Source organism: Rossellomorea oryzaecorticis (genome assembly GCF_045897515.1).
Lineage (GTDB): Bacteria > Bacillota > Bacilli > Bacillales > Bacillaceae_B > Rossellomorea > Rossellomorea enclensis.
In genome coordinates, this window is sequence record NZ_JBJOSA010000010.1 from 102,907 (window position 1) to 120,166 (window position 17,260).

Sequence of the window (17,260 nt, forward strand, 5' to 3'; positions counted from 1 at the left end):
AAGAATTAAAAATTTTTTTGGACATGCGTATATATTTTCAGAATTCTGTTCAGAATGATTGCTGAGGTGATGAAAATGAGAGAGGAAGAAAAGAAATACACTTCTCCAAAATTTTTGAAAAGACGTTGGGCATACCCAGCAATCTATCTGGCAAGTGCAGCAATCATTATCACAGGAATCCTGTGGTACCAGGCAGGGAATGATGACGAAAAGGCCGAGGATTACAGCTATGATGTTCCTACTGATAACGAGTTCAATCAGCCTGCAGAAGAAGTCAATCGTTCACTGGAAAACTTCGTAATGCCTGTTTCAAGTCCGGAAGACACAGTCATCGAAAAAAACTTCTACGATGCTGAAGCTTCTGCCGAAGAACAGGAAGCCGCTTTAGTCGTGTACGGCAATATGTACTATCCTAACCAAGGGATCGATATCTCGAAGGATGGAAAAGAATTCGACGTACTGGCTGCCATGAGTGGAACTGTCACAAAGGTTCAGGAAGATTCATTACTGGGCAACACAATTGAAATCGAACACAGCAAGGGTATCGTCACTCGTTACCAATCAGTCAAGGATTTTGAAGTAGCTGTCGGGGATGTCGTGGATCAAGGTCAAGCGATTGCAAAAGCAGGAAAATCTTTATTCAATGAAGATGCGGGTGTACACGTACACTTTGAAATCCGCAAAGACAGTGTAGCTGTCAATCCAATCAACTATTTCAATAAGTCTCTTGCCACTCTTCAAGAAGCAAAGCTTGATGAGCAGAAAGTTTCCGGCGATCAGCCTGAAGCCGAAGCCGCTCAGGAAGATGCAGTAAAAGAAGACGCTGCTGCACAAGATGAAGCTAAAGCTGAAGAAGGCGCTGAAGGTGCCGACGAAAAAGCAGACCCATCCGATGCTGAGCAGAAGGACAGTGAGTCCAATGCAGATGCACAAGATGAAGACGCTGAATCAAACGCTGACACAACTCAGGAAGACCAAGAATAATAAACGGACCGACCGGCATGGAGCCGGCCGGTTTTTTAGTGTTTATAAAAAAGTTTCGACCAGGTTCGACACCTTTATATTATGTTAGTAGAATATCGGATTCACGTAATTGACCATTCATCGCAATATTTTTGAGAAAATCCTTATAGTTATAAAATAGTCCCCTCCGGCGATAGCTTATTTGTCGGAATTTAGTTATTGAAAAAGCTTTTCCACATAAAAGATAATGAGGGCACGAATAAATTTCAGAAAAGTCGAATAATTATGACAGCGGTTACATAACAGGAGGTGAAAGTTTGCTTTTTTTCATCGCGTTACTCCTGGTCACAGGAGCCAGCATCGTGTTTGCCATAAAGAAAAAAAGGGCCGTATTTTTAGTCCTGCCGTTCTTATCCATGTTTATTTATTTTATTGTTCAGATCGCTCTAGTTCCAATGCCGTTTTTTGAAACAGTGAAGTTTATCTTCAGTCTCAGATAAAAAAAGGGGGATTTATATGAAGAAGATTGACCGTGCGAAAGCGGATCAGTATTTCAAAGAGAAAAATCGTTATATGGCCTTATACCTTGTTATCTGGTTCATCAGTTCGTTTGTCATGGTATTCTTCGCGGAAAGTCTATCATCTTTCTCTATCAACGGGTTTCCGTTCCATTATTTCATGGGGGCACAAGGCTCGATATTGATCTTTATCATCCTTCTTTATGTGAATGCCGTCGTGGCCGACCGCATCGACCGTAAATATGGTATCGATGAAAGCAAGAATGAGCAGGTGAGTTACGGGAAGACACTTGATCATTGATCGTCATTTAGAAAAACAGCCCTGGAAAAGGAGCAGCTGTAAAGTGGACCAGCCATGGCCGGCGAAAAATGGCCGGACTGAAGCCTGCTTAAAAACGATACAGGGTAATAGAGAAAGAACAGCAGACTAAAGGGGGAAATCGGTTAATGGATGTACAGTTTATCGTGTCAACGGCTATTATTCTTGCAACATTTGCATTGTATATCGGGATAGCGGTTTACAATAAAGCAAAGGCGACATCAGATTTCTATGTTGCCGGCCGCGGGGTGCCGCCTGTCTTCAACGGGATGGCGATCGGCGCGGACTGGATGAGTGCGGCTTCATTCATCGGGCTTGCCGGTACGGTCATGATCCTCGGCTATGATGGCCTTGCCTATATCATGGGTTGGACAGGCGGTTACTTACTGCTGACCTTCCTGCTTGCACCGCAGCTCCGCAAATACGGGCGCTATACGGTGCCAGAGTTCATCGGTGACCGTTATAACAGTCATACGGCCCGCGTCATTGCGGCCCTCTGTACAATCATCATCAGTTTCACCTATTCAATCGGACAGCTTTCCGGTTCCGGGGTTGTCATCGGACGCCTTTTTGAAATCGACGCCAAAGTCGGAACGCTGATTGGGGTCGTACTGATCGCCTTTTATTCTGCATTCGGCGGTATGAAAGGGATCACATGGACTCAGGTTGCACAATATATCGTGTTGATCATTGCGTATTTGATTCCGATCATTTTCATGTCCCTGCAGATCACGGGGAATCCGGCTCCATGGATTTCATACGGTGAACTCGTCGGGAAAATCGGGGAGCTTGACCGCGAGCTCGGGGTCTCGGAATACTTTGCTCCGTTCACGAACGGGACGAAGTGGCAGTTCCTAGCACTTATGTTTACGTTGATGGCCGGGACGGCGGGTCTTCCGCACGTCATCGTCCGTTTCTATACGGTTTCCACGATGAAAGCGGCCCGCTGGTCGGGGGCATGGGCACTTCTTTTCATCGGACTTCTTTATCTGTCAGCGCCTGCATATGCCGCGTTCTCCCGCTTCATTTTAATGACAAAGGTCGCAGGGAGTAAAATCAGTGAACTGCCTGCCTGGACGGCTTCCTGGGTGGATACAGGAAAGCTGCAGGTAGCGGATGCGAATGCTGACGGCATCCTCCAATGGAAGGAGATCGTCATCTCGAACGATATCGTCGTCATGGCGACGCCAGAAATCGCAAACCTCGGCGTGTTTGTCATAGGTCTAGTCGCAGCAGGTGCGATGGCAGCGGCATTATCGACTGCCGGCGGATTAATGATCGCCATATCGTCTTCATTCGCACACGATATTTACTACCGCGTATTCAAGCCGAATGCGACGGAAAAGAACCGTCTGGCCGTAGCCCGATGGACAATCGTCATCGCAACACTTGCTGCAGGTCTGGTGGCACTGAATCCTCCGGGAGTCATCACCCAGATCGTTGCGTGGGCCTTCGCTCTCGCCTCTGGAACCTTCTTCCCGGCTCTCATACTCGGAGTCTGGTGGAAGCGTTCCAACGCACCAGGGGTCATTGCCGGCCTCCTGGTCGGACTTGGCGTCACACTCACGTATATATTCATGGCAAGGGCAGGAGTCAATGTGTTCGGCATCATTGATACAGGGGCAGGCGTATTCGGTGCAGCAGCCGGATTCATTGCGAATATCGTCGTCTCATTGATGACGAAGGCGCCTGATCAAAAATATCAGGATGAAGTGACGAACCTTCGTTATCCTGAGCAAATGACATTCAAAAACGGGGACGTTTGGGTGGACGATGATGTCAACTTCAAAGCCTGATCATACCTTTAAAGAAGCTGTACTGCTTCATCCCTTCTTCAAGGGGATGGAGCGCGGTACAGCTCTTTCCCTTTTTTCACGATGTAAAAAAGTGACCGCGGCAAGGGACGAGACCATCCTGAAAAGCGAGGAAAATCGTACGGGTCTCTACCTTGTCATTGAAGGGGAAGCAGAAGTCGTGGTTAAGAAGGATACCGAGGAAGTACTGGAAGTCATATCGGAAGGCGGTATCGTCGGTCTTTCCTCGCTCTATTCTTTTATGGAAAAAGAAGAAGTCGATGAAGGGGTCTACGCGTCTGTGGAAGTGAGAGCCAAGGAAGAGAGCCAGCTTTGCCTCGTCCCTTACAGTGGATTGAAGGAATACTGGAAAGAACCTCATTTACAGGAATTTTTATTAACTGAAACGTCCCGGCGGCTCCAGGATATCTATTACTCTCTATCGGAAAGGGTCGGGGTATCGTACGGGCTTCAGGAACGTTCGACGATTTTAAAAAGAGTGAAAGAAATCATGATTGATAACGTCAGGACCGTGAACAGTGATGCCACGGTCCAGGAAGCGGCGCATATCATGGGGACATATCGGGTCAGTTCGGTTGTTGTACTTGATCACAGCGGGGTTGCCGGCATATTGACCGAGAGGGATATCGTCACCCGATACATAGCGGGGAACATCCCCCTTGCCGGAAAGGTGAAGGAAGGCATGACAGCACGGCCGGTCGTAATTGATCAGGAGGAATATCTATACGAAGCGCTTGGGAAGATGCTGGATCATTCAATCAAGCACCTCCCCGTCACCGCAAAAGGAAAGCTGGTAGGGATCGTCACCCTCTACGATGTGATGAAGGCTAATCATATCGGGACTTTAACGAGTGCTCATAAGCTTGAAGATCGAACTTTCCCTCTCACTAAAATAGATACTGCCATCGAATCCATCTTCCATCAGTTATGGAAGGCACACGCCCCGGTCTTTCACATATTGGATGTCATATCAGGTCTCCTTGACAGGCTGTATAAGAGGGTCTTGAAAGAAACGGAAGAGGAGCTGTTGGAAGAAGGAAATGCGAAGCCCTGCAGCTATGCCTTTTATGTGATGGGATCTGCGGGAAGAAGAGAGCAGTTCATGATGACGGATCAGGATCATTTCCTGGTATATGAAAAAGAAGGCGGTCGTTTTGATGACTATTTCAGAAGTTTTTCAGAACGGGTGGTGGAAAAATTGGAGGAAGCCGGGCTGAGGCGATGTGACGGGCATATGATGTCCTCCGAGTCCGCCTGGAGAGGCAGCGTGAACCAGTGGGAAGAACGAGTCAGGCGCTGGTCAGTCCGGTCTTCTGAGGACACCTTGTTGAAGGCGCAGAACTTCTTTTCTTTCAGGGTGATCGACGGAGATGGGCAGGTTCAAAAGGCATTTGAGGACGCCCTGGAGCGGCAACTGAGGAATTCGAAGATCCTGCTGGCAAGGATGGCCCAGGTCGAGAAGACAAAGCCTGTCCCGGTCCTGCACTCATCGATCCGGTCCCTGCTTGGGTTGCAGCGGAAGGAATTCTCACTGAAGAAAGAAATGCTTTTCCCATTCCATCACGCCCTTCAAATCTTGAATCTTTCGCATGGGAATCTGGCCGGCTCCACATTGGAGAAGATAGCGTTCCTGGTTAAGAAAGGCTCGATAACCCCCGGTTTTGGCGAAGACTTAAAGGAAGCATTCGAAGAAGTAATGAAACTCTATATGGAGATGAAGCGAAATAAGAAAGGCGATACGGTACAGCTCTCCACCCTTACAACGAGGGAGAAGGAAAGTCTCTACTATAGCGTGAAGACGATACGGGAATTCCAGAACATGATGCTCTCCCATTACTCATTGTCATAGAAGGGAAGTGACTCCATTCATTTTTTCTAAAAAGAAACTCACCTGTCCTCTTGTCTACGATACGGTCCCGCTGAACAAGCCGATCCGGGAAATGACCTTCATTGTGTTCGACACTGAAACGACCGGATTCCGTGTCAACGCCGAAGACCGTCTCCTTGAAATCGGGGCAGTCCTGGTGGAGGGGAAAACCGTTAAAGAAAAATTAACCTTTCAAACATTTTCAAATCCCAATCGACTTATTTCTCGGGAAATAGCCGAATTGACTGGAATCACGGCGAATGATGTCGAACAAGCGCCGTCAGCCTTTGAGGCAATCTCAGCTTTCTTTGATTTCCTGGGCGAAAATAAAGCGGATTGCCTTGCTGGTCACTACGTCAGCTTTGATGAGCTTGTGCTTAGGAGTGAACTGAAGCGAACAGGGTACAGCCTGAAAATGCCCCCAAGCATCGATACACTGAACCTCATCGGATACCTGGCCCCATCTTATGACATGCGGGATCTCGAGCGATACGCGCAAATCTTCGGCACCCGCATGTACCCGAGGCACCGCGCCGTCAACGACGCACTCACCACCGCCTATCTATTCGTCGAACTCCTCGAACTGCTTAACGACCGAAAAATCGATACATGGGGAGAGCTGCTGAGAGTAAGCGGGTCGGGGGGACAGGTCCCTTGACCCGTTATTTTTTTGTGGGGTCTTTGTGTTGATGTTGGTGCCTGGCTCAATTCAGGGGTTTTGAGCCAGGCTCAATATGGGTGATCTGAGCCTGGCTCGTCTTAACCAGATTAAGCCAGACACCAGGGGGAAGCACCGGTCGAATTGGCGGATTGGCGAATGTACATGGTACAAATTCACCTCTGTGGACCAGGTACATATCGCCATGCTTGTACCAGGTGTAAACGGCTGCAAATATTACCTGATACCCGGATCTGCAGCCAGCGAAAGAACATATGCCTGATTTATTTATCAGAAAATTCCCGCCAAACCTTGTCCTTATTGTCTTTTTTGTGCATATATGGGGACCTCGGCTAATAAAATGAAACAAACCTATCAAAATAGAGAGTGTTTGAGGTGAGGAATCGTTTCAACCTACTACTTCCACAGAGCCGGGGAATTTGTCCATACGCTGCAAGATCAGGAAGCCAAGCAGTAAATAAAGCTTTCTGCCGCAGATTGCGGTCTATACTATTTCATTATTGATCCAGCGAGTCTCATTTCACACTTCTCACATCCAATTCAGGGAGGTCGAGTGGTGTGCACGATTACATCAAAGAGAGAACAATCAAGATTGGAAAGTATATCGTGGAGACGAGGAAAACCGTTCGTGTCATTGCGAAGGAGTTTGGCGTGTCCAAAAGTACTGTTCACAAGGATCTAACAGAACGCCTGCCAGAGATTAATCCAGAACTAGCAAACGAAGTCAAAACGATACTTGATTATCATAAATCAATCCGACATCTGCGAGGCGGTGAAGCCACCAAACAAAAGTACAAAAAAGAAGAGCTCCACAGCTGACCAAAATACGCCAAGCTACGCAATCGTTGCGCTTGGTGTGTTTTTATTTTGTGGTGGAAAAGCCGGTGCCTGGCACCGCTTTTTAGTTAGAAGATCTTTGACCGAGCGCTCAGTCACCAATCGGAAGTTGGCTGGGGGTTGGTGTAGTGGGAATAACGGGTTGCAACCATCTCCAGCAGTTGATTGGAGTGCAGGACGAAGATTCCTAACCGAAAAGCGGAAGGGCTTTGTTCAGAGGCGTGTGGCATAAGACGAATCGGCCACGAAGGCGTTCTTTGCCTTCTTGGTCGGTTTTGCTTATGACATGTGCCTCTAAGCCCTGCAGCTAGACAGTAACTGCCTCGATAAGGATTTAGGAGGCTCACAAGCTACCCGCGGAAAGCGAAGCCTTCCACGGAAATCAACTGCGGTATACAGCTGCCCACACCCGTTTTAACCTCCCTGTAACAAAAAACACCAAACCAACATCCTTTTTCAAATAAATAACAATATTAATACATTTTTTTGACAAAGAATACGTACTTTCGACATATTTGTGGTAAAATAATATATTGGGTGAAAGTTTTACCTTATCGTTAAAACGTAATTACATACAACAAATTAACTGCACATATAAATGACTGGAATCGTAGAAGGGAGTAACACGAAATGTTTGCGAAAGATATCGGTATTGACCTTGGGACGGCGAATGTCCTGATTCATGTTAAGGGAAAAGGGATCGTTCTGAATGAGCCATCGGTTGTGGCGCTTGATAAGAATACAAATAAAGTATTGGCGGTAGGAGAAGAGGCACGCCGCATGGTTGGGCGTACTCCGGGGAACATCGTGGCGATTCGTCCGTTAAAGGATGGTGTCATCGCGGATTTCGATGTAACGGAAGCGATGCTGAAGCATTTCATTAACAAGCTGAATGTTAAAGGCTTTTTATCAAAGCCTAGGATCCTCATCTGCTGCCCGACGAATATCACAAGTGTTGAGCAGAAGGCGATCAGGGAAGCGGCCGAGAAGAGCGGCGGCAAGAAAATTTATCTTGAGGAAGAGCCTAAGGTGGCTGCGATCGGTGCAGGCATGGATATCTTCAATCCAACAGGTAACATGGTTGTCGATATCGGCGGCGGCACGACGGATGTTGCGGTCCTTTCAATGGGAGACATCGTGACGGCACAGTCGATCAAGATGGCCGGGGATAAATTTGACCATGAAATCCTGAACTATATTAAAAAAGAGTACAAGCTTCTGATCGGTGAGCGTACGGCGGAAGACATTAAGATCAATATTGGTACAGTTTTCTCCGACAATCGCGAGGACGGGGAAGGAGTGCAGAGTGAAATGGACATCCGTGGACGTGATATGGTTTCAGGCCTTCCGCGTACGATTACGGTTACTTCCAAGGAGATTGAAGGAGCACTTAAGGAATCAGTCGCTGTCATTGTGCAGGCGGCTAAAAATGTTCTTGAAAAGACTCCGCCTGAGCTTTCAGCGGATATTATCGACCGAGGTGTTATCATCACTGGCGGCGGTGCTTTATTGCACGGTATGGATCAGCTTCTTGCAGAGGAATTGAAGGTACCTGTCTTTAAAGCGGAAAATCCGATGGACTGTGTGGCAGTCGGCACTGGCATGATGCTTGAGAACATTGATAAAATTGCCCGCAGAAAAATCGGCTGACAGGAACTTTTTGGAACTGACAAAATTATAGTTAAAGTCGATCCAGATTATCCGATAACAGGATGGAAGAGTGAAATCGTAAAGAGGTGGAAGTATGTTTCGAGGTTTTTATAGTGCTGCAACCGGTATGCTTGCCCAGCAGCGAAAAACAGAAATGCTGACCAATAATATGGCGAATGCCAATACTCCCGGTTACAAGGCTGACCAGGCTTCGATGCGCGCTTTTCCGGAAATGCTGTTGGAGCGTTTAGACTCGGCTCAGGTTGCGACAGAGAAGGGATTGTCAATTCCTTTTAACCAGAAGGTCGGCAAATTGAATACAGGCGTCTATATGCAGGAGACGACCCCGAACTTTTTGCAGGGTGACCTTCAGGAAACAGGCCGGAATGCTGATATTGCCCTTATAAACGGGACGATGCCGATTGATGGGGATACAGGGGTTCAAGGATCTGTGTTTTTGACTGTGGAAGGCGCAGAGGGTCCCCATTACACACGCAACGGAAATCTGACGGTGAACGGGAACGGCTTTTTGACAACGAACAGCGGCTTTTTTGTGCTCGATGAAAATGGCAACAGGATTCAGCTTCAATCGGATGATTTCAAGATTGGTGATAACGGGGAAATCCTTGTCGACGAAGCAGAGGTCGCTCGATTGGGCATCGGTTTTTCCGAAAATCCAAACACTATGATCAAGCAGGGAGACGGTCTGTTTGCAACAGAAGGCAATGCTGCTCTTCCAAACGCATTTGAAGCAGAAGGCGTCATTTTTTCAACAAAGCAGGGGTTCCTTGAACGCTCGAACGTTGACGCATCCCGTACAATGACCGACATGATGACCGCTTACCGTTCGTTCGAGGCGAACCAGAAAGTACTTCAGGCTTACGACCGCAGCATGGAAAAGGCAGCAAATGAAATAGGCCGGGTAAACGGATAGTCATCCTTTTGAAATAGAAAATTCACGTGAAATACCTTATAATAAAGGGGAATTGACATGAACCGGACCATGATCACAGCGACGAATACGCTGGGACAATTGCAGAAACAAATGGATATGATCGGTCATAATTTGTCGAACGCAGAGACGAACGGCTACAAACGCCGAGAAGCTTCATTTTCCGAAATGATGGTGCAGAACGTCCGAAATCAGGAAAGAACCAAAGATGAGACAGGCAGGCTCACTCCATTCGGGATCCGGTCAGGCGTCGGTGCAAAGCTGGGACAGGCCCAGCTTATCCTGTCACAGGGGTCGCTCAGATCCACTGGACGCTCACTGGATTTTGCGTTGACGAATGAAAGACACTATTTCAAGGTGCTGGCTCAAGAAGGTGACACGAACGCCGTGCGTTATACAAGGGACGGTGCGTTCTTCGTCAGTCCGGTGGGGAACGGTGAGTCGATGCTGGTGAATGCTGCCGGCCAGCCTGTCTTGGATGAGAACGATAATTACATAACGTTTTCTGAGGATGCTTCACAGTTTGATTTGGGAGACAACGGGGTTCTCACGATTTCCGGGCGGAACGGACAGCAGGAGCAAGTGAATTTAGGAATAGTTTCCATTGAAAAACCTCAGTTTCTCAGTCAATATGGAAGTAACTTAGTAGGTCTTCCCGAGAATATGGCCGGGCTCGACGTCGATATGGATGAGGTGCTCACCAATGTGACAGGCGGAGAGAGAGCGGGTATTTCCATGGTTCAGAATTCTCTTGAAGCCTCAAACGTGGATATAGGAAAAGAAATGACCGATATGCTGAATGTTCAACGATCCTATCAGTTCCAGGCGCGTTCAATCTCGCTTGCCGACCAGATGATGGGTCTCGTTAATGGTATACGCTAAAAGGAGTCTTAAGCTATGAGTGAAAAAGAACTGGTACAAGAAGCGAAAACAAGGGAAACAATAAAAGCCGAGAAAAAGGTGAAGCAAAAGGAAGAAGCAAAACCGCAGCGATGGGTACGCGTGCGTATGCTTCCGATCTGGCTGCGGATCGTTCTCGTCATCGTCCTTCTTGCTGCCAGTCTTGCACTTGGGGCGATGGTCGGATACGGCGTCATCGGTGACGGCAACCCGGCTGACGTCTTCAAAAAAGAAACCTGGCAGCATATCATTGACATCGTCGTGAAAAAATAAAGAGAAGGCCCGTCCCTCAGCGCTTTAACGCAGTGAGGGACGGGCCTTATGTCTTCTATTCGGGGCTGCTATTCCATTCTTCCCGTGATTTATGTACAATGAAGGAAGGTTGTATATAACAGGAGGTACATAATCAATGCTTGATATCAACGAAATCAAAGACATCATCCCTCACCGTTATCCATTCTTGCTCGTGGACCGGATCACAGAGGTCGAAGAAGGCAAGAAAGCGGTCGGTATTAAAAATGTAACCGCCAATGAAGAGTTCTTCAACGGGCACTTCCCTGATTACCCGGTCATGCCAGGCGTTCTCATTGTGGAGGCACTTGCACAAGTCGGAGCGGTTGCCATGCTTAAAAAAGAAGACAACCGCGGCCGCCTCGCATTCTTCACAGGCATCGACAAATGTCGTTTCAAACGCCAGGTCAAACCAGGCGACCAGCTCAAACTCGAAGTCGAAATGATCCGCTTCAAAGGAGCAATCGGCAAAGGAAAAGGCCTAGCCACAGTAGACGGCGAAGTCGCATGCGAACTCGAAATGATGTTCGCACTTGGAGCTAAAGAAGAATAAATGGATGGAACCAGTTCTGATGTGATTTTTGAATCACAGAAGGGCTGGTTTTTATTGTTTCTATAATCACTTCAAGTTGGTTGGTTTGTAACTATCCCAATTTTTTAACCGGACCCAGCGTTGATTGGAGTGGAAGACGAAGACTCCTGCGGGAAAAGTAGCTAATGTGAGACCCCGCAGGCGAAGCCGAGGAGGCTCACAAGCTGCCCGCGGAAAGCGAAGTCTTCCACGGAAATCAAAAGCGGTATTAACAGCCCTATATATGACTACATCCCGAAAGTAACAACCCCAACCACAAAAATCCCACAAACAAATCCAAAAATCCATGCAAAAAAACCAAACTTCAGGGAAAGCTAACCACGAAAGACCACATACCGCGGTCTTACACAAAAACAACCAACAACAGAAAGGAGCCAACATCATGAGCAAAAAATTACTCTCAATCCTAAGCGGATCAGCACTTGCAGCTATGCTGTTAGTCGGGTGTAACGCAAACGACCAGGAGCCTCCTCCAGAAGACAATAATGTCGAAGACAACGGGAACGTCGACGAAGATGGCGATATCGATGATAACGACATGAATGACAACGATATGAACGACGAGAACTACCCTGAGTCAGAAGATAAGAACACGCCGAATGACAAAGATGCAACAAAGGACAACAACACACCTGAAGAAGATGCTATTGAAGATGACATCGATATGAATGATAAGGATAATAAGGACGAGTAATACCTTTAAAAGCAGAGATGGTTCGGACTGTCTCTGTTTTTTATTATTTTGTTATAATGAATAAGATAAAGGTTGATGTAGGTTAAAATTGCGTGTCTTTACGTAATATTGTAAAATTTAAATATAAGCAAAGCAAAAAGTAAACATATTCTTTTATTACCATATTTTACAGATGTGCATCATCTATTTATAAAAATACTGTTATGGTATAGTAACATTAATAAGAATTGTTTACCAAGTTAGGGGGTACTTTACTTCATGTTAAAAAATTTACCATCGGGTACAAAAATAAGTATAACCCGTTCTATAAAGACATCATTTGAACACTACATGGCTTCGATTCAATGGGAAGAAGACAAATTCGATATAGAAGATTTTATTAAAGACTGGCGATCATACATAACTGAAAATGCTTCATGGTATAAAAGCCTAGATGAGGAAATAAAAAACGACCCTGAATTTCATCAGGATTTAGCTTTAAAAATCAATCAGACGATTGAAAAAGTACTTTCTGAAACACCAACCGAGGACCAAATAAAAGAAATTGAAGAACTTCAGCAAGGTCAAGGGACGGATTATGACTTTTCCTGTAAAGCAGAAGCAAGATTTCTTTTGGAGAAGTTAGAGAACTCTTCAAAAAAAAACTAAGTTATTCTCAAGGGCCGTCACTGGAAGATTATAAACTTGCCCAGATATTATATTACCAAACTTTTAATGAAGAATTACCTGACAGAGACTATAGGCGGGTGGACATTGATTTTATTATCGAAGAACTTATAAATACCCATTATTCAGATCAGTCCCCCTTTTACAGCGATATTATCCATTAAAACTCCTGACTCAAGTGAGCAGGAGCTTTTTAATGGAGTCTTTTTGCTTCAATGATGTATCTTTCTGAGGAAGGTCCTATAATATTGAATGGGTAACAAGTTGATAAAGTGAGAATTTCTTGAGGGTTTGTTGATCGGATTACAGTTAGGTCATGTTCATCAACCACATACATATTGAAAATCTCATACCTGTAAGTCCCTAATTTTAACACAATTGATAAAGTGTCCCCATTTTCCAATTCACCAATATTCCTGAATACAGAGTCGCGATGTCCTGCAAGGAAAATTTGGTCATTTTGTTCAGGAAGCTTTGTAGAGGAGTGATGACCGACTCCTTTTTTTAACTCGTCAGCGTTTGTTCCCTCAATGATGGGAAGTTCTTTCTTTAATTTAGGAATGTTTAGTATCCCGATTGTATCCCCTTTTTCAAATTCATAATTTACTGTCCTTGGTTGGATAGAAACGGAATCAACTGATTCGTTTGGCTCATCCTCTTTGATCGCCTCTTTTGCTTGCGCTAATGCCTCTTTTTCTTCGTATTTATGTATTTCAATTTCTTTCACAGAATACATAATCATTCCAAATCCTACTGTGAATAAAAGTAGAACCAATATCATTAGTAGTTTATTCATCGATTTTTTTCATCCTTTTATATTGGAAAAAAGACAAAAACTCATGAAATTCTTCTTTTGTTAAGCCTTGATCGATTGCCTCCTCCAACGGTTCTATCCATTCTTCGTCTAATGTAATTTCATGCTTGCCAAAAGAAATGATGGATTCAAGGGGAACCTGTAATGTAACAGCTAATTTTTTCAGAACTTTAATTGAAGGGTTTTTTTGTAATCCACGTTCAATCGAACTAATATAGGATTTTGAAACTTGAGATAGATGTGCCAGTTCATTAATAGTTAAATTTAAATTTGTGCGGAGTTCTTTAATTCGGTCACCAACCATATATACTCTCACCCTTAACACTTTTAATTCATTATATAGAACAAAAGCAAATAAATAAAATTTGAAATAGTTAGAAAAATAAAGATAATAAGAGTATTAAAGAGTCTGTTGTTCTTTATTAAGAAAAAATGATATATTTTCAATTTTAATAAAACCTTATAATAATCTATAATGAACAAAAGTTGTTCACTAAAGAGAACGAAGGAGTTTTGCACCGGGTAAATTGTGTACTAGGAGGAAGGCTATGAGGAATAAAGTTTATATTAGTGCTCTCATAATTCTTTTAATGATTGTAACAAGCAGTCAACCAGTCAGTGCATCTAAAGTTGGGAATATTATTCTTCATCCATCTGATAAATTCTTATTTAAGATTAATAACATGAAACCCGGAGATTGGGCTGAACGAACCTTGTCAATAGAAAACGCGGGAAATGAATCTATAGATTATTCTTTGCGGGTCGTCAATAAATCAAGTCATAACAAGCTTTTTAACGAGCTGGAACTTGAAGTACTTTCAGAAAACTCAGAATCACTATTTAATGATAAACTACGTAACTTTAAAGGTTTCCTGCCTAAGCATTTATTGAAATCCGATTCCGACACATTGAACTTTATGGTAAAAATGCCATATGAATTAGGAAACGAGTATCAGGGAACATCAGCTCATTTTGAAATTATCATAATAGCCGAATTAGATGACCCCGCCACACCGGATGACGACTCCAAAGACGATGATGGTACTCCAGAACATCCAGATTCTGATGATCCAAATACAGACGATAACGACCAGCCTGGTAAAATAACTCCTGATCGTACTCAAGTGAATCCTGATGTTAATAGATCAGCCTCGCCCGTATCATCACAGGGACCTAAACTTCCGAATACTGCTACGAATCTGTTTAATATTTTATTTCTAGGTATTGGCTGTTTGATAACAGGAATAATGATTTTATTAATAAAAAGGAACCTCCAGGGTAAAAAAGAATGATGGGAAGGAAGATGAAGAGGAATGTATAAAAAGATATGCAATCGTTGCACCCGTAATTCTTTTAGCAGTTCTGAATCAGGTGAGTGGATTTGTCCTTCATGCGGAAACGACCTTACCCAGTTACCTCTCTATGGGGTGACATTTCAAAAGTCCTTGTCTGATGGAAAACGTCAGAGAGAAAAAATAATCGGGAGGTATAAACAATCAAGTGAAAATCTGCAAGGAATTCGACAAATACCTTTATAAAATCCGGTAAAAGAGAAATTTTACTGTTTAATTTGTCATAAACTGGTTATAAGTGGAAGAAAAAAGAGTTAATTAAATTATCAGAAAAGACAAAAAACAACAAAACATTTTATTTGTTCTAGGTATAATAGACTCAGGACAAAGGATACATCAGACAAGGGCAAACCTATTGAAAGATAGGGACGCAAAGTCACAGATCTACCGTATGCTGCATGTACATAGTGGAAAGTGATGCGGGAATACAATGATGGCTGGGCTGCCTGAAATACTGTTTTGTATTTTAGGAGGGTATGTAAGGTGAACAAAGAACTTGATTTAGAATGGGTGGAACTAATCAAAGAAGCATTGTCTGCAGGGATATCCAAGGAAGAGATTCGGGACTATTTACAAAACAAAACAAAGAGAAAAACGGAATACGAAGCAGTATGATAAGAAAAGTCTTGCAGCTCGCTGCAAGACTTTATTTGTTGCCCAATTTCCATTTATTAAATTCAATAAACTCCCGGAATTGTTCTTTTGTAATACCGGAATCCATTGCTTCCTCTGCGATTTTGATCCATTCGCGGTCAACAGAATTATTTTCTGATTCATCATGCAACAACGCGTCCATTGAAATCCCCAATGCGGCAGAGACTTTTTCCAAGAACTGAATGGATGGGTTCTGTTGAATGTTTCGCTCAATCGAGCTCAGATATGACTTGGCAACCCCAGCTTTTTCAGCCAGTTCCGTCATAGACATTCGTTTTTCCTGTCTATATTTCTTGACTCTTTCCCCGATCATGGTGGACACCTGCCTATAAAATCGTTTCGATACTTATATTATATCAAACAGTCAACGGCTACTCTATAAGAAGTTTACATATTGTTGTGAAAAATTAGACGCTTGGTTTTGAAGTAACAGGCAGACGCGGTTTCGATACCATTTTTTCTCGGAATTCCTTCACCAGTTCATCCCCGGTATATCCTTTTTGCAATAAGTCATCCAATAATAATTCCGCATATTCATTGCGCTGTTTCTTCAATTTACCCTCAAATAAAACACTCATCCGGCCGTTCATTTTTTTAATACCGCGAATGGATGTCATGAAAGCAGCGGGATCGTTCGCCTTGTTTGAAATGACAACCTGGATTTCCAGATCACCCTTTTGCTGCTGAGCCTTCTGGAAAAACTCAAGATATTTTTGAGACATATATGTTTCCACTAGCCACGTACTCTTCCCATCCTCTTTATTGATGATAAGACCGTCCTCAATATCAAAATCCTGGAGTTCATCATTATCCACTACCTGCAGTGAAATCACTTTAAAGGTTTTCATGAACGAACATCTCCTATGATTAGGGTTTAATTATAAAAATTATATCACAGCGGTAAAAGAATCCCTAATAAGTAAATTGTGCTAAAAAAAGTGGATTTACGATTTTTGGTGTTATTTTGCTTCAGAAATGGCAAATCTCCCTAGGTGAATTTAGTGAATTCAGCTCTGATTCGGCTATGAATTTATGAAATTCCCGATTTTACACCCGTGGATTGGTGAGTGTAAGATGAGATCATTCCAGAAGAGAGGGGGTAGAACAAAAGTGATCAATCAAGTCACCCTGGTGGGCAGGCTGACCAAGGATCCCGAAGCAAGGAAAACGATGGAAGGCCGGTCGGTCCTGAGTGTAACAGTCGCCGTCAACCGCCAGTTTAAAAACCAGCAGGGGCAGGTGGAAACGGATTTCGTCATGTGCAAGATATGGAACAAGGCGGCAGATAACACGGAGAAATACTGCCGGAAAGGATCCGTCGTCGGCATCACCGGCCGAATCCAGACGCGTAATTATGAGAATGATCAAGGTAAACGGGTTTATGTTACTGAGGTAGTAGCTGATTCCATCCGGTTCATGGATCCTAGGCCTGCGGCTGACCGGGAACAGCAGTATTCTGAGAAACCGCCGGAGAAAGAACCTGTCGAACTGCCATTTTAAAAGAAGGGAGGGGACCCATTGGCAACCCTGCAAACGCTGGAACAGCGAATCGATCGACTTGAAAAATTGAACGAAGAACTGATCAAGAAAGTGGCCCGCACTAATGTCGAAAACTTCTATCTTTCACAACGGGTAACTGCACTGGAACAAGGGTTTGAATACCCGAATCCTGCCCTCAAGACCACATCTTAAGGAACC

At 44.3% G+C, this 17,260-nt stretch carries 22 protein-coding genes and 1 riboswitch; of the genes, 18 read left to right on the forward strand and 4 right to left on the reverse strand.

Annotated elements, in window-relative coordinates; translation table 11 throughout:
* The first annotated feature begins 75 nt into the window (after window positions 1-75).
* The 14 genes from ACKA06_RS13195 (at window position 76) to ACKA06_RS13260 (ending at window position 12,724) form a co-directional block, all read left to right on the forward strand.
* Window positions 76-984, forward strand: a complete 909-nt coding sequence (locus tag ACKA06_RS13195) for a M23 family metallopeptidase (protein WP_058299425.1) — start codon at window positions 76-78, stop codon at window positions 982-984.
* A 296-nt stretch (window positions 985-1,280) separates the two neighbouring features.
* The gene (locus ACKA06_RS13200) at window positions 1,281-1,463 is read left to right on the forward strand and encodes a hypothetical protein (protein WP_058299424.1); all 183 of its coding nucleotides are present in this window, start codon (window positions 1,281-1,283) and stop codon (window positions 1,461-1,463) included.
* Window positions 1,464-1,479: 16 nt separating this feature from the next.
* The gene (locus ACKA06_RS13205) at window positions 1,480-1,782 is read left to right on the forward strand and encodes a DUF4212 domain-containing protein (protein ID WP_032086908.1); all 303 of its coding nucleotides are present in this window, start codon (window positions 1,480-1,482) and stop codon (window positions 1,780-1,782) included.
* Between the two features lie 146 nt (window positions 1,783-1,928).
* A complete protein-coding gene (locus ACKA06_RS13210; RefSeq protein ID WP_032086907.1) occupies window positions 1,929-3,596 on the forward strand; it encodes a sodium:solute symporter family protein in 1,668 nt (555 codons plus the stop codon).
* The gene (locus tag ACKA06_RS13215) at window positions 3,577-5,463 is read left to right on the forward strand and encodes a DUF294 nucleotidyltransferase-like domain-containing protein (protein WP_411159858.1); all 1,887 of its coding nucleotides are present in this window, start codon (window positions 3,577-3,579) and stop codon (window positions 5,461-5,463) included. The genes ACKA06_RS13210 and ACKA06_RS13215 overlap by 20 nt, the downstream gene beginning before the upstream one ends.
* A gap of 7 nt (window positions 5,464-5,470) precedes the next feature.
* Window positions 5,471-6,139: a 3'-5' exonuclease gene (locus tag ACKA06_RS13220; RefSeq protein ID WP_411159859.1), complete on the forward strand. Its 669-nt coding sequence runs from the start codon at window positions 5,471-5,473 to the stop codon at window positions 6,137-6,139.
* Between the two features lie 579 nt (window positions 6,140-6,718).
* Window positions 6,719-6,979, forward strand: coding sequence for a sporulation transcriptional regulator SpoIIID (gene spoIIID / locus ACKA06_RS13225; RefSeq protein ID WP_411159860.1), 261 nt, complete (start codon window positions 6,719-6,721; stop codon window positions 6,977-6,979).
* A gap of 648 nt (window positions 6,980-7,627) precedes the next feature.
* Complete coding sequence (mreB, locus tag ACKA06_RS13230; protein ID WP_411159861.1) at window positions 7,628-8,647, forward strand: rod shape-determining protein; 1,020 nt, start codon at window positions 7,628-7,630, stop codon at window positions 8,645-8,647.
* Window positions 8,648-8,741: 94 nt separating this feature from the next.
* Complete coding sequence (locus tag ACKA06_RS13235) at window positions 8,742-9,581, forward strand: flagellar hook-basal body protein (RefSeq protein ID WP_214872326.1); 840 nt, start codon at window positions 8,742-8,744, stop codon at window positions 9,579-9,581.
* A 57-nt stretch (window positions 9,582-9,638) separates the two neighbouring features.
* On the forward strand, window positions 9,639-10,481 hold the full coding sequence (locus tag ACKA06_RS13240) for a flagellar hook-basal body protein (protein ID WP_411159862.1): 843 nt from the start codon (window positions 9,639-9,641) through the stop codon (window positions 10,479-10,481).
* A gap of 15 nt (window positions 10,482-10,496) precedes the next feature.
* The gene (locus ACKA06_RS13245; protein ID WP_411159863.1) at window positions 10,497-10,772 is read left to right on the forward strand and encodes a DNA-directed RNA polymerase subunit beta; all 276 of its coding nucleotides are present in this window, start codon (window positions 10,497-10,499) and stop codon (window positions 10,770-10,772) included.
* Window positions 10,773-10,908: 136 nt separating this feature from the next.
* Window positions 10,909-11,343, forward strand: coding sequence for a 3-hydroxyacyl-ACP dehydratase FabZ (gene fabZ / locus ACKA06_RS13250; RefSeq protein WP_411159864.1), 435 nt, complete (start codon window positions 10,909-10,911; stop codon window positions 11,341-11,343).
* Window positions 11,344-11,764: 421 nt separating this feature from the next.
* Window positions 11,765-12,076 (forward strand): hypothetical protein, encoded by a 312-nt coding sequence (locus ACKA06_RS13255; RefSeq protein WP_411159865.1) that lies wholly within the window; start codon window positions 11,765-11,767, stop codon window positions 12,074-12,076.
* 258 nt (window positions 12,077-12,334) lie between these two features.
* A complete protein-coding gene (locus ACKA06_RS13260) occupies window positions 12,335-12,724 on the forward strand; it encodes a hypothetical protein (protein WP_411159866.1) in 390 nt (129 codons plus the stop codon).
* 211 nt (window positions 12,725-12,935) lie between these two features.
* On the opposite strand, the gene ACKA06_RS13265 is transcribed toward ACKA06_RS13260, so the two are convergent.
* On the reverse strand, window positions 12,936-13,538 hold the full coding sequence (locus tag ACKA06_RS13265; protein ID WP_411159867.1) for a class D sortase: 603 nt from the start codon (window positions 13,536-13,538) through the stop codon (window positions 12,936-12,938).
* Window positions 13,531-13,860 carry a helix-turn-helix domain-containing protein gene (locus ACKA06_RS13270; protein ID WP_411159868.1) on the reverse strand — a complete coding sequence of 110 codons (330 nt, stop codon included), beginning with the start codon at window positions 13,858-13,860 and terminating at the stop codon, window positions 13,531-13,533. Before ACKA06_RS13270 ends, ACKA06_RS13265 begins: the two co-directional genes overlap by 8 nt.
* A gap of 244 nt (window positions 13,861-14,104) precedes the next feature.
* On the opposite strand from ACKA06_RS13270, the gene ACKA06_RS13275 reads away from it, so the two are divergent.
* A complete protein-coding gene (locus ACKA06_RS13275; protein ID WP_411159869.1) occupies window positions 14,105-14,848 on the forward strand; it encodes an LPXTG cell wall anchor domain-containing protein in 744 nt (247 codons plus the stop codon).
* 395 nt (window positions 14,849-15,243) lie between these two features.
* Window positions 15,244-15,358, forward strand: a riboswitch (cyclic di-GMP riboswitch).
* Between the two features lie 33 nt (window positions 15,359-15,391).
* Window positions 15,392-15,523 (forward strand): anti-repressor SinI family protein, encoded by a 132-nt coding sequence (locus ACKA06_RS13280; protein WP_411159870.1) that lies wholly within the window; start codon window positions 15,392-15,394, stop codon window positions 15,521-15,523.
* Window positions 15,524-15,554: 31 nt separating this feature from the next.
* Here the strand turns inward: ACKA06_RS13280 and ACKA06_RS13285 are convergent, their stop codons facing one another.
* Window positions 15,555-15,875 (reverse strand): helix-turn-helix domain-containing protein, encoded by a 321-nt coding sequence (locus tag ACKA06_RS13285; RefSeq protein WP_032086897.1) that lies wholly within the window; start codon window positions 15,873-15,875, stop codon window positions 15,555-15,557.
* 94 nt (window positions 15,876-15,969) lie between these two features.
* Entirely contained in the window at window positions 15,970-16,410 is a 441-nt protein-coding gene (locus ACKA06_RS13290) for a YwpF-like family protein (protein WP_411159871.1), read from the reverse strand.
* A 262-nt stretch (window positions 16,411-16,672) separates the two neighbouring features.
* Here ACKA06_RS13290 and ACKA06_RS13295 point away from each other — a divergent pair, with 262 nt between their 5' ends.
* Window positions 16,673-17,062, forward strand: a complete 390-nt coding sequence (locus tag ACKA06_RS13295) for a single-stranded DNA-binding protein (protein WP_411159872.1) — start codon at window positions 16,673-16,675, stop codon at window positions 17,060-17,062.
* An 18-nt stretch (window positions 17,063-17,080) separates the two neighbouring features.
* Window positions 17,081-17,254: a hypothetical protein gene (locus ACKA06_RS13300; RefSeq protein WP_156416151.1), complete on the forward strand. Its 174-nt coding sequence runs from the start codon at window positions 17,081-17,083 to the stop codon at window positions 17,252-17,254.
* Window positions 17,255-17,260: the final 6 nt, after the last annotated feature.

Coding starts and splice junctions, on each gene's coding strand:
- ACKA06_RS13195 (WP_058299425.1), top strand. CDS start 76: ATGAGAGAGGAAGAAAAGAAATACACTTCTCCAAAATTTTTGAAAAGA.
- ACKA06_RS13205 (WP_032086908.1), top strand. CDS start 1,480: ATGAAGAAGATTGACCGTGCGAAAGCGGATCAGTATTTCAAAGAGAAA.
- ACKA06_RS13210 (WP_032086907.1), top strand. CDS start 1,929: ATGGATGTACAGTTTATCGTGTCAACGGCTATTATTCTTGCAACATTT.
- ACKA06_RS13215 (WP_411159858.1), top strand. CDS start 3,577: ATGTCAACTTCAAAGCCTGATCATACCTTTAAAGAAGCTGTACTGCTT.
- mreB (WP_411159861.1), top strand. CDS start 7,628: ATGTTTGCGAAAGATATCGGTATTGACCTTGGGACGGCGAATGTCCTG.
- ACKA06_RS13235 (WP_214872326.1), top strand. CDS start 8,742: ATGTTTCGAGGTTTTTATAGTGCTGCAACCGGTATGCTTGCCCAGCAG.
- ACKA06_RS13240 (WP_411159862.1), top strand. CDS start 9,639: ATGAACCGGACCATGATCACAGCGACGAATACGCTGGGACAATTGCAG.
- ACKA06_RS13245 (WP_411159863.1), top strand. CDS start 10,497: ATGAGTGAAAAAGAACTGGTACAAGAAGCGAAAACAAGGGAAACAATA.
- fabZ (WP_411159864.1), top strand. CDS start 10,909: ATGCTTGATATCAACGAAATCAAAGACATCATCCCTCACCGTTATCCA.
- ACKA06_RS13255 (WP_411159865.1), top strand. CDS start 11,765: ATGAGCAAAAAATTACTCTCAATCCTAAGCGGATCAGCACTTGCAGCT.
- ACKA06_RS13260 (WP_411159866.1), top strand. CDS start 12,335: ATGTTAAAAAATTTACCATCGGGTACAAAAATAAGTATAACCCGTTCT.
- ACKA06_RS13265 (WP_411159867.1), bottom strand. CDS start 13,538: ATGAATAAACTACTAATGATATTGGTTCTACTTTTATTCACAGTAGGA.
- ACKA06_RS13270 (WP_411159868.1), bottom strand. CDS start 13,860: ATGGTTGGTGACCGAATTAAAGAACTCCGCACAAATTTAAATTTAACT.
- ACKA06_RS13275 (WP_411159869.1), top strand. CDS start 14,105: ATGAGGAATAAAGTTTATATTAGTGCTCTCATAATTCTTTTAATGATT.
- ACKA06_RS13285 (WP_032086897.1), bottom strand. CDS start 15,875: ATGATCGGGGAAAGAGTCAAGAAATATAGACAGGAAAAACGAATGTCT.
- ACKA06_RS13290 (WP_411159871.1), bottom strand. CDS start 16,410: ATGAAAACCTTTAAAGTGATTTCACTGCAGGTAGTGGATAATGATGAA.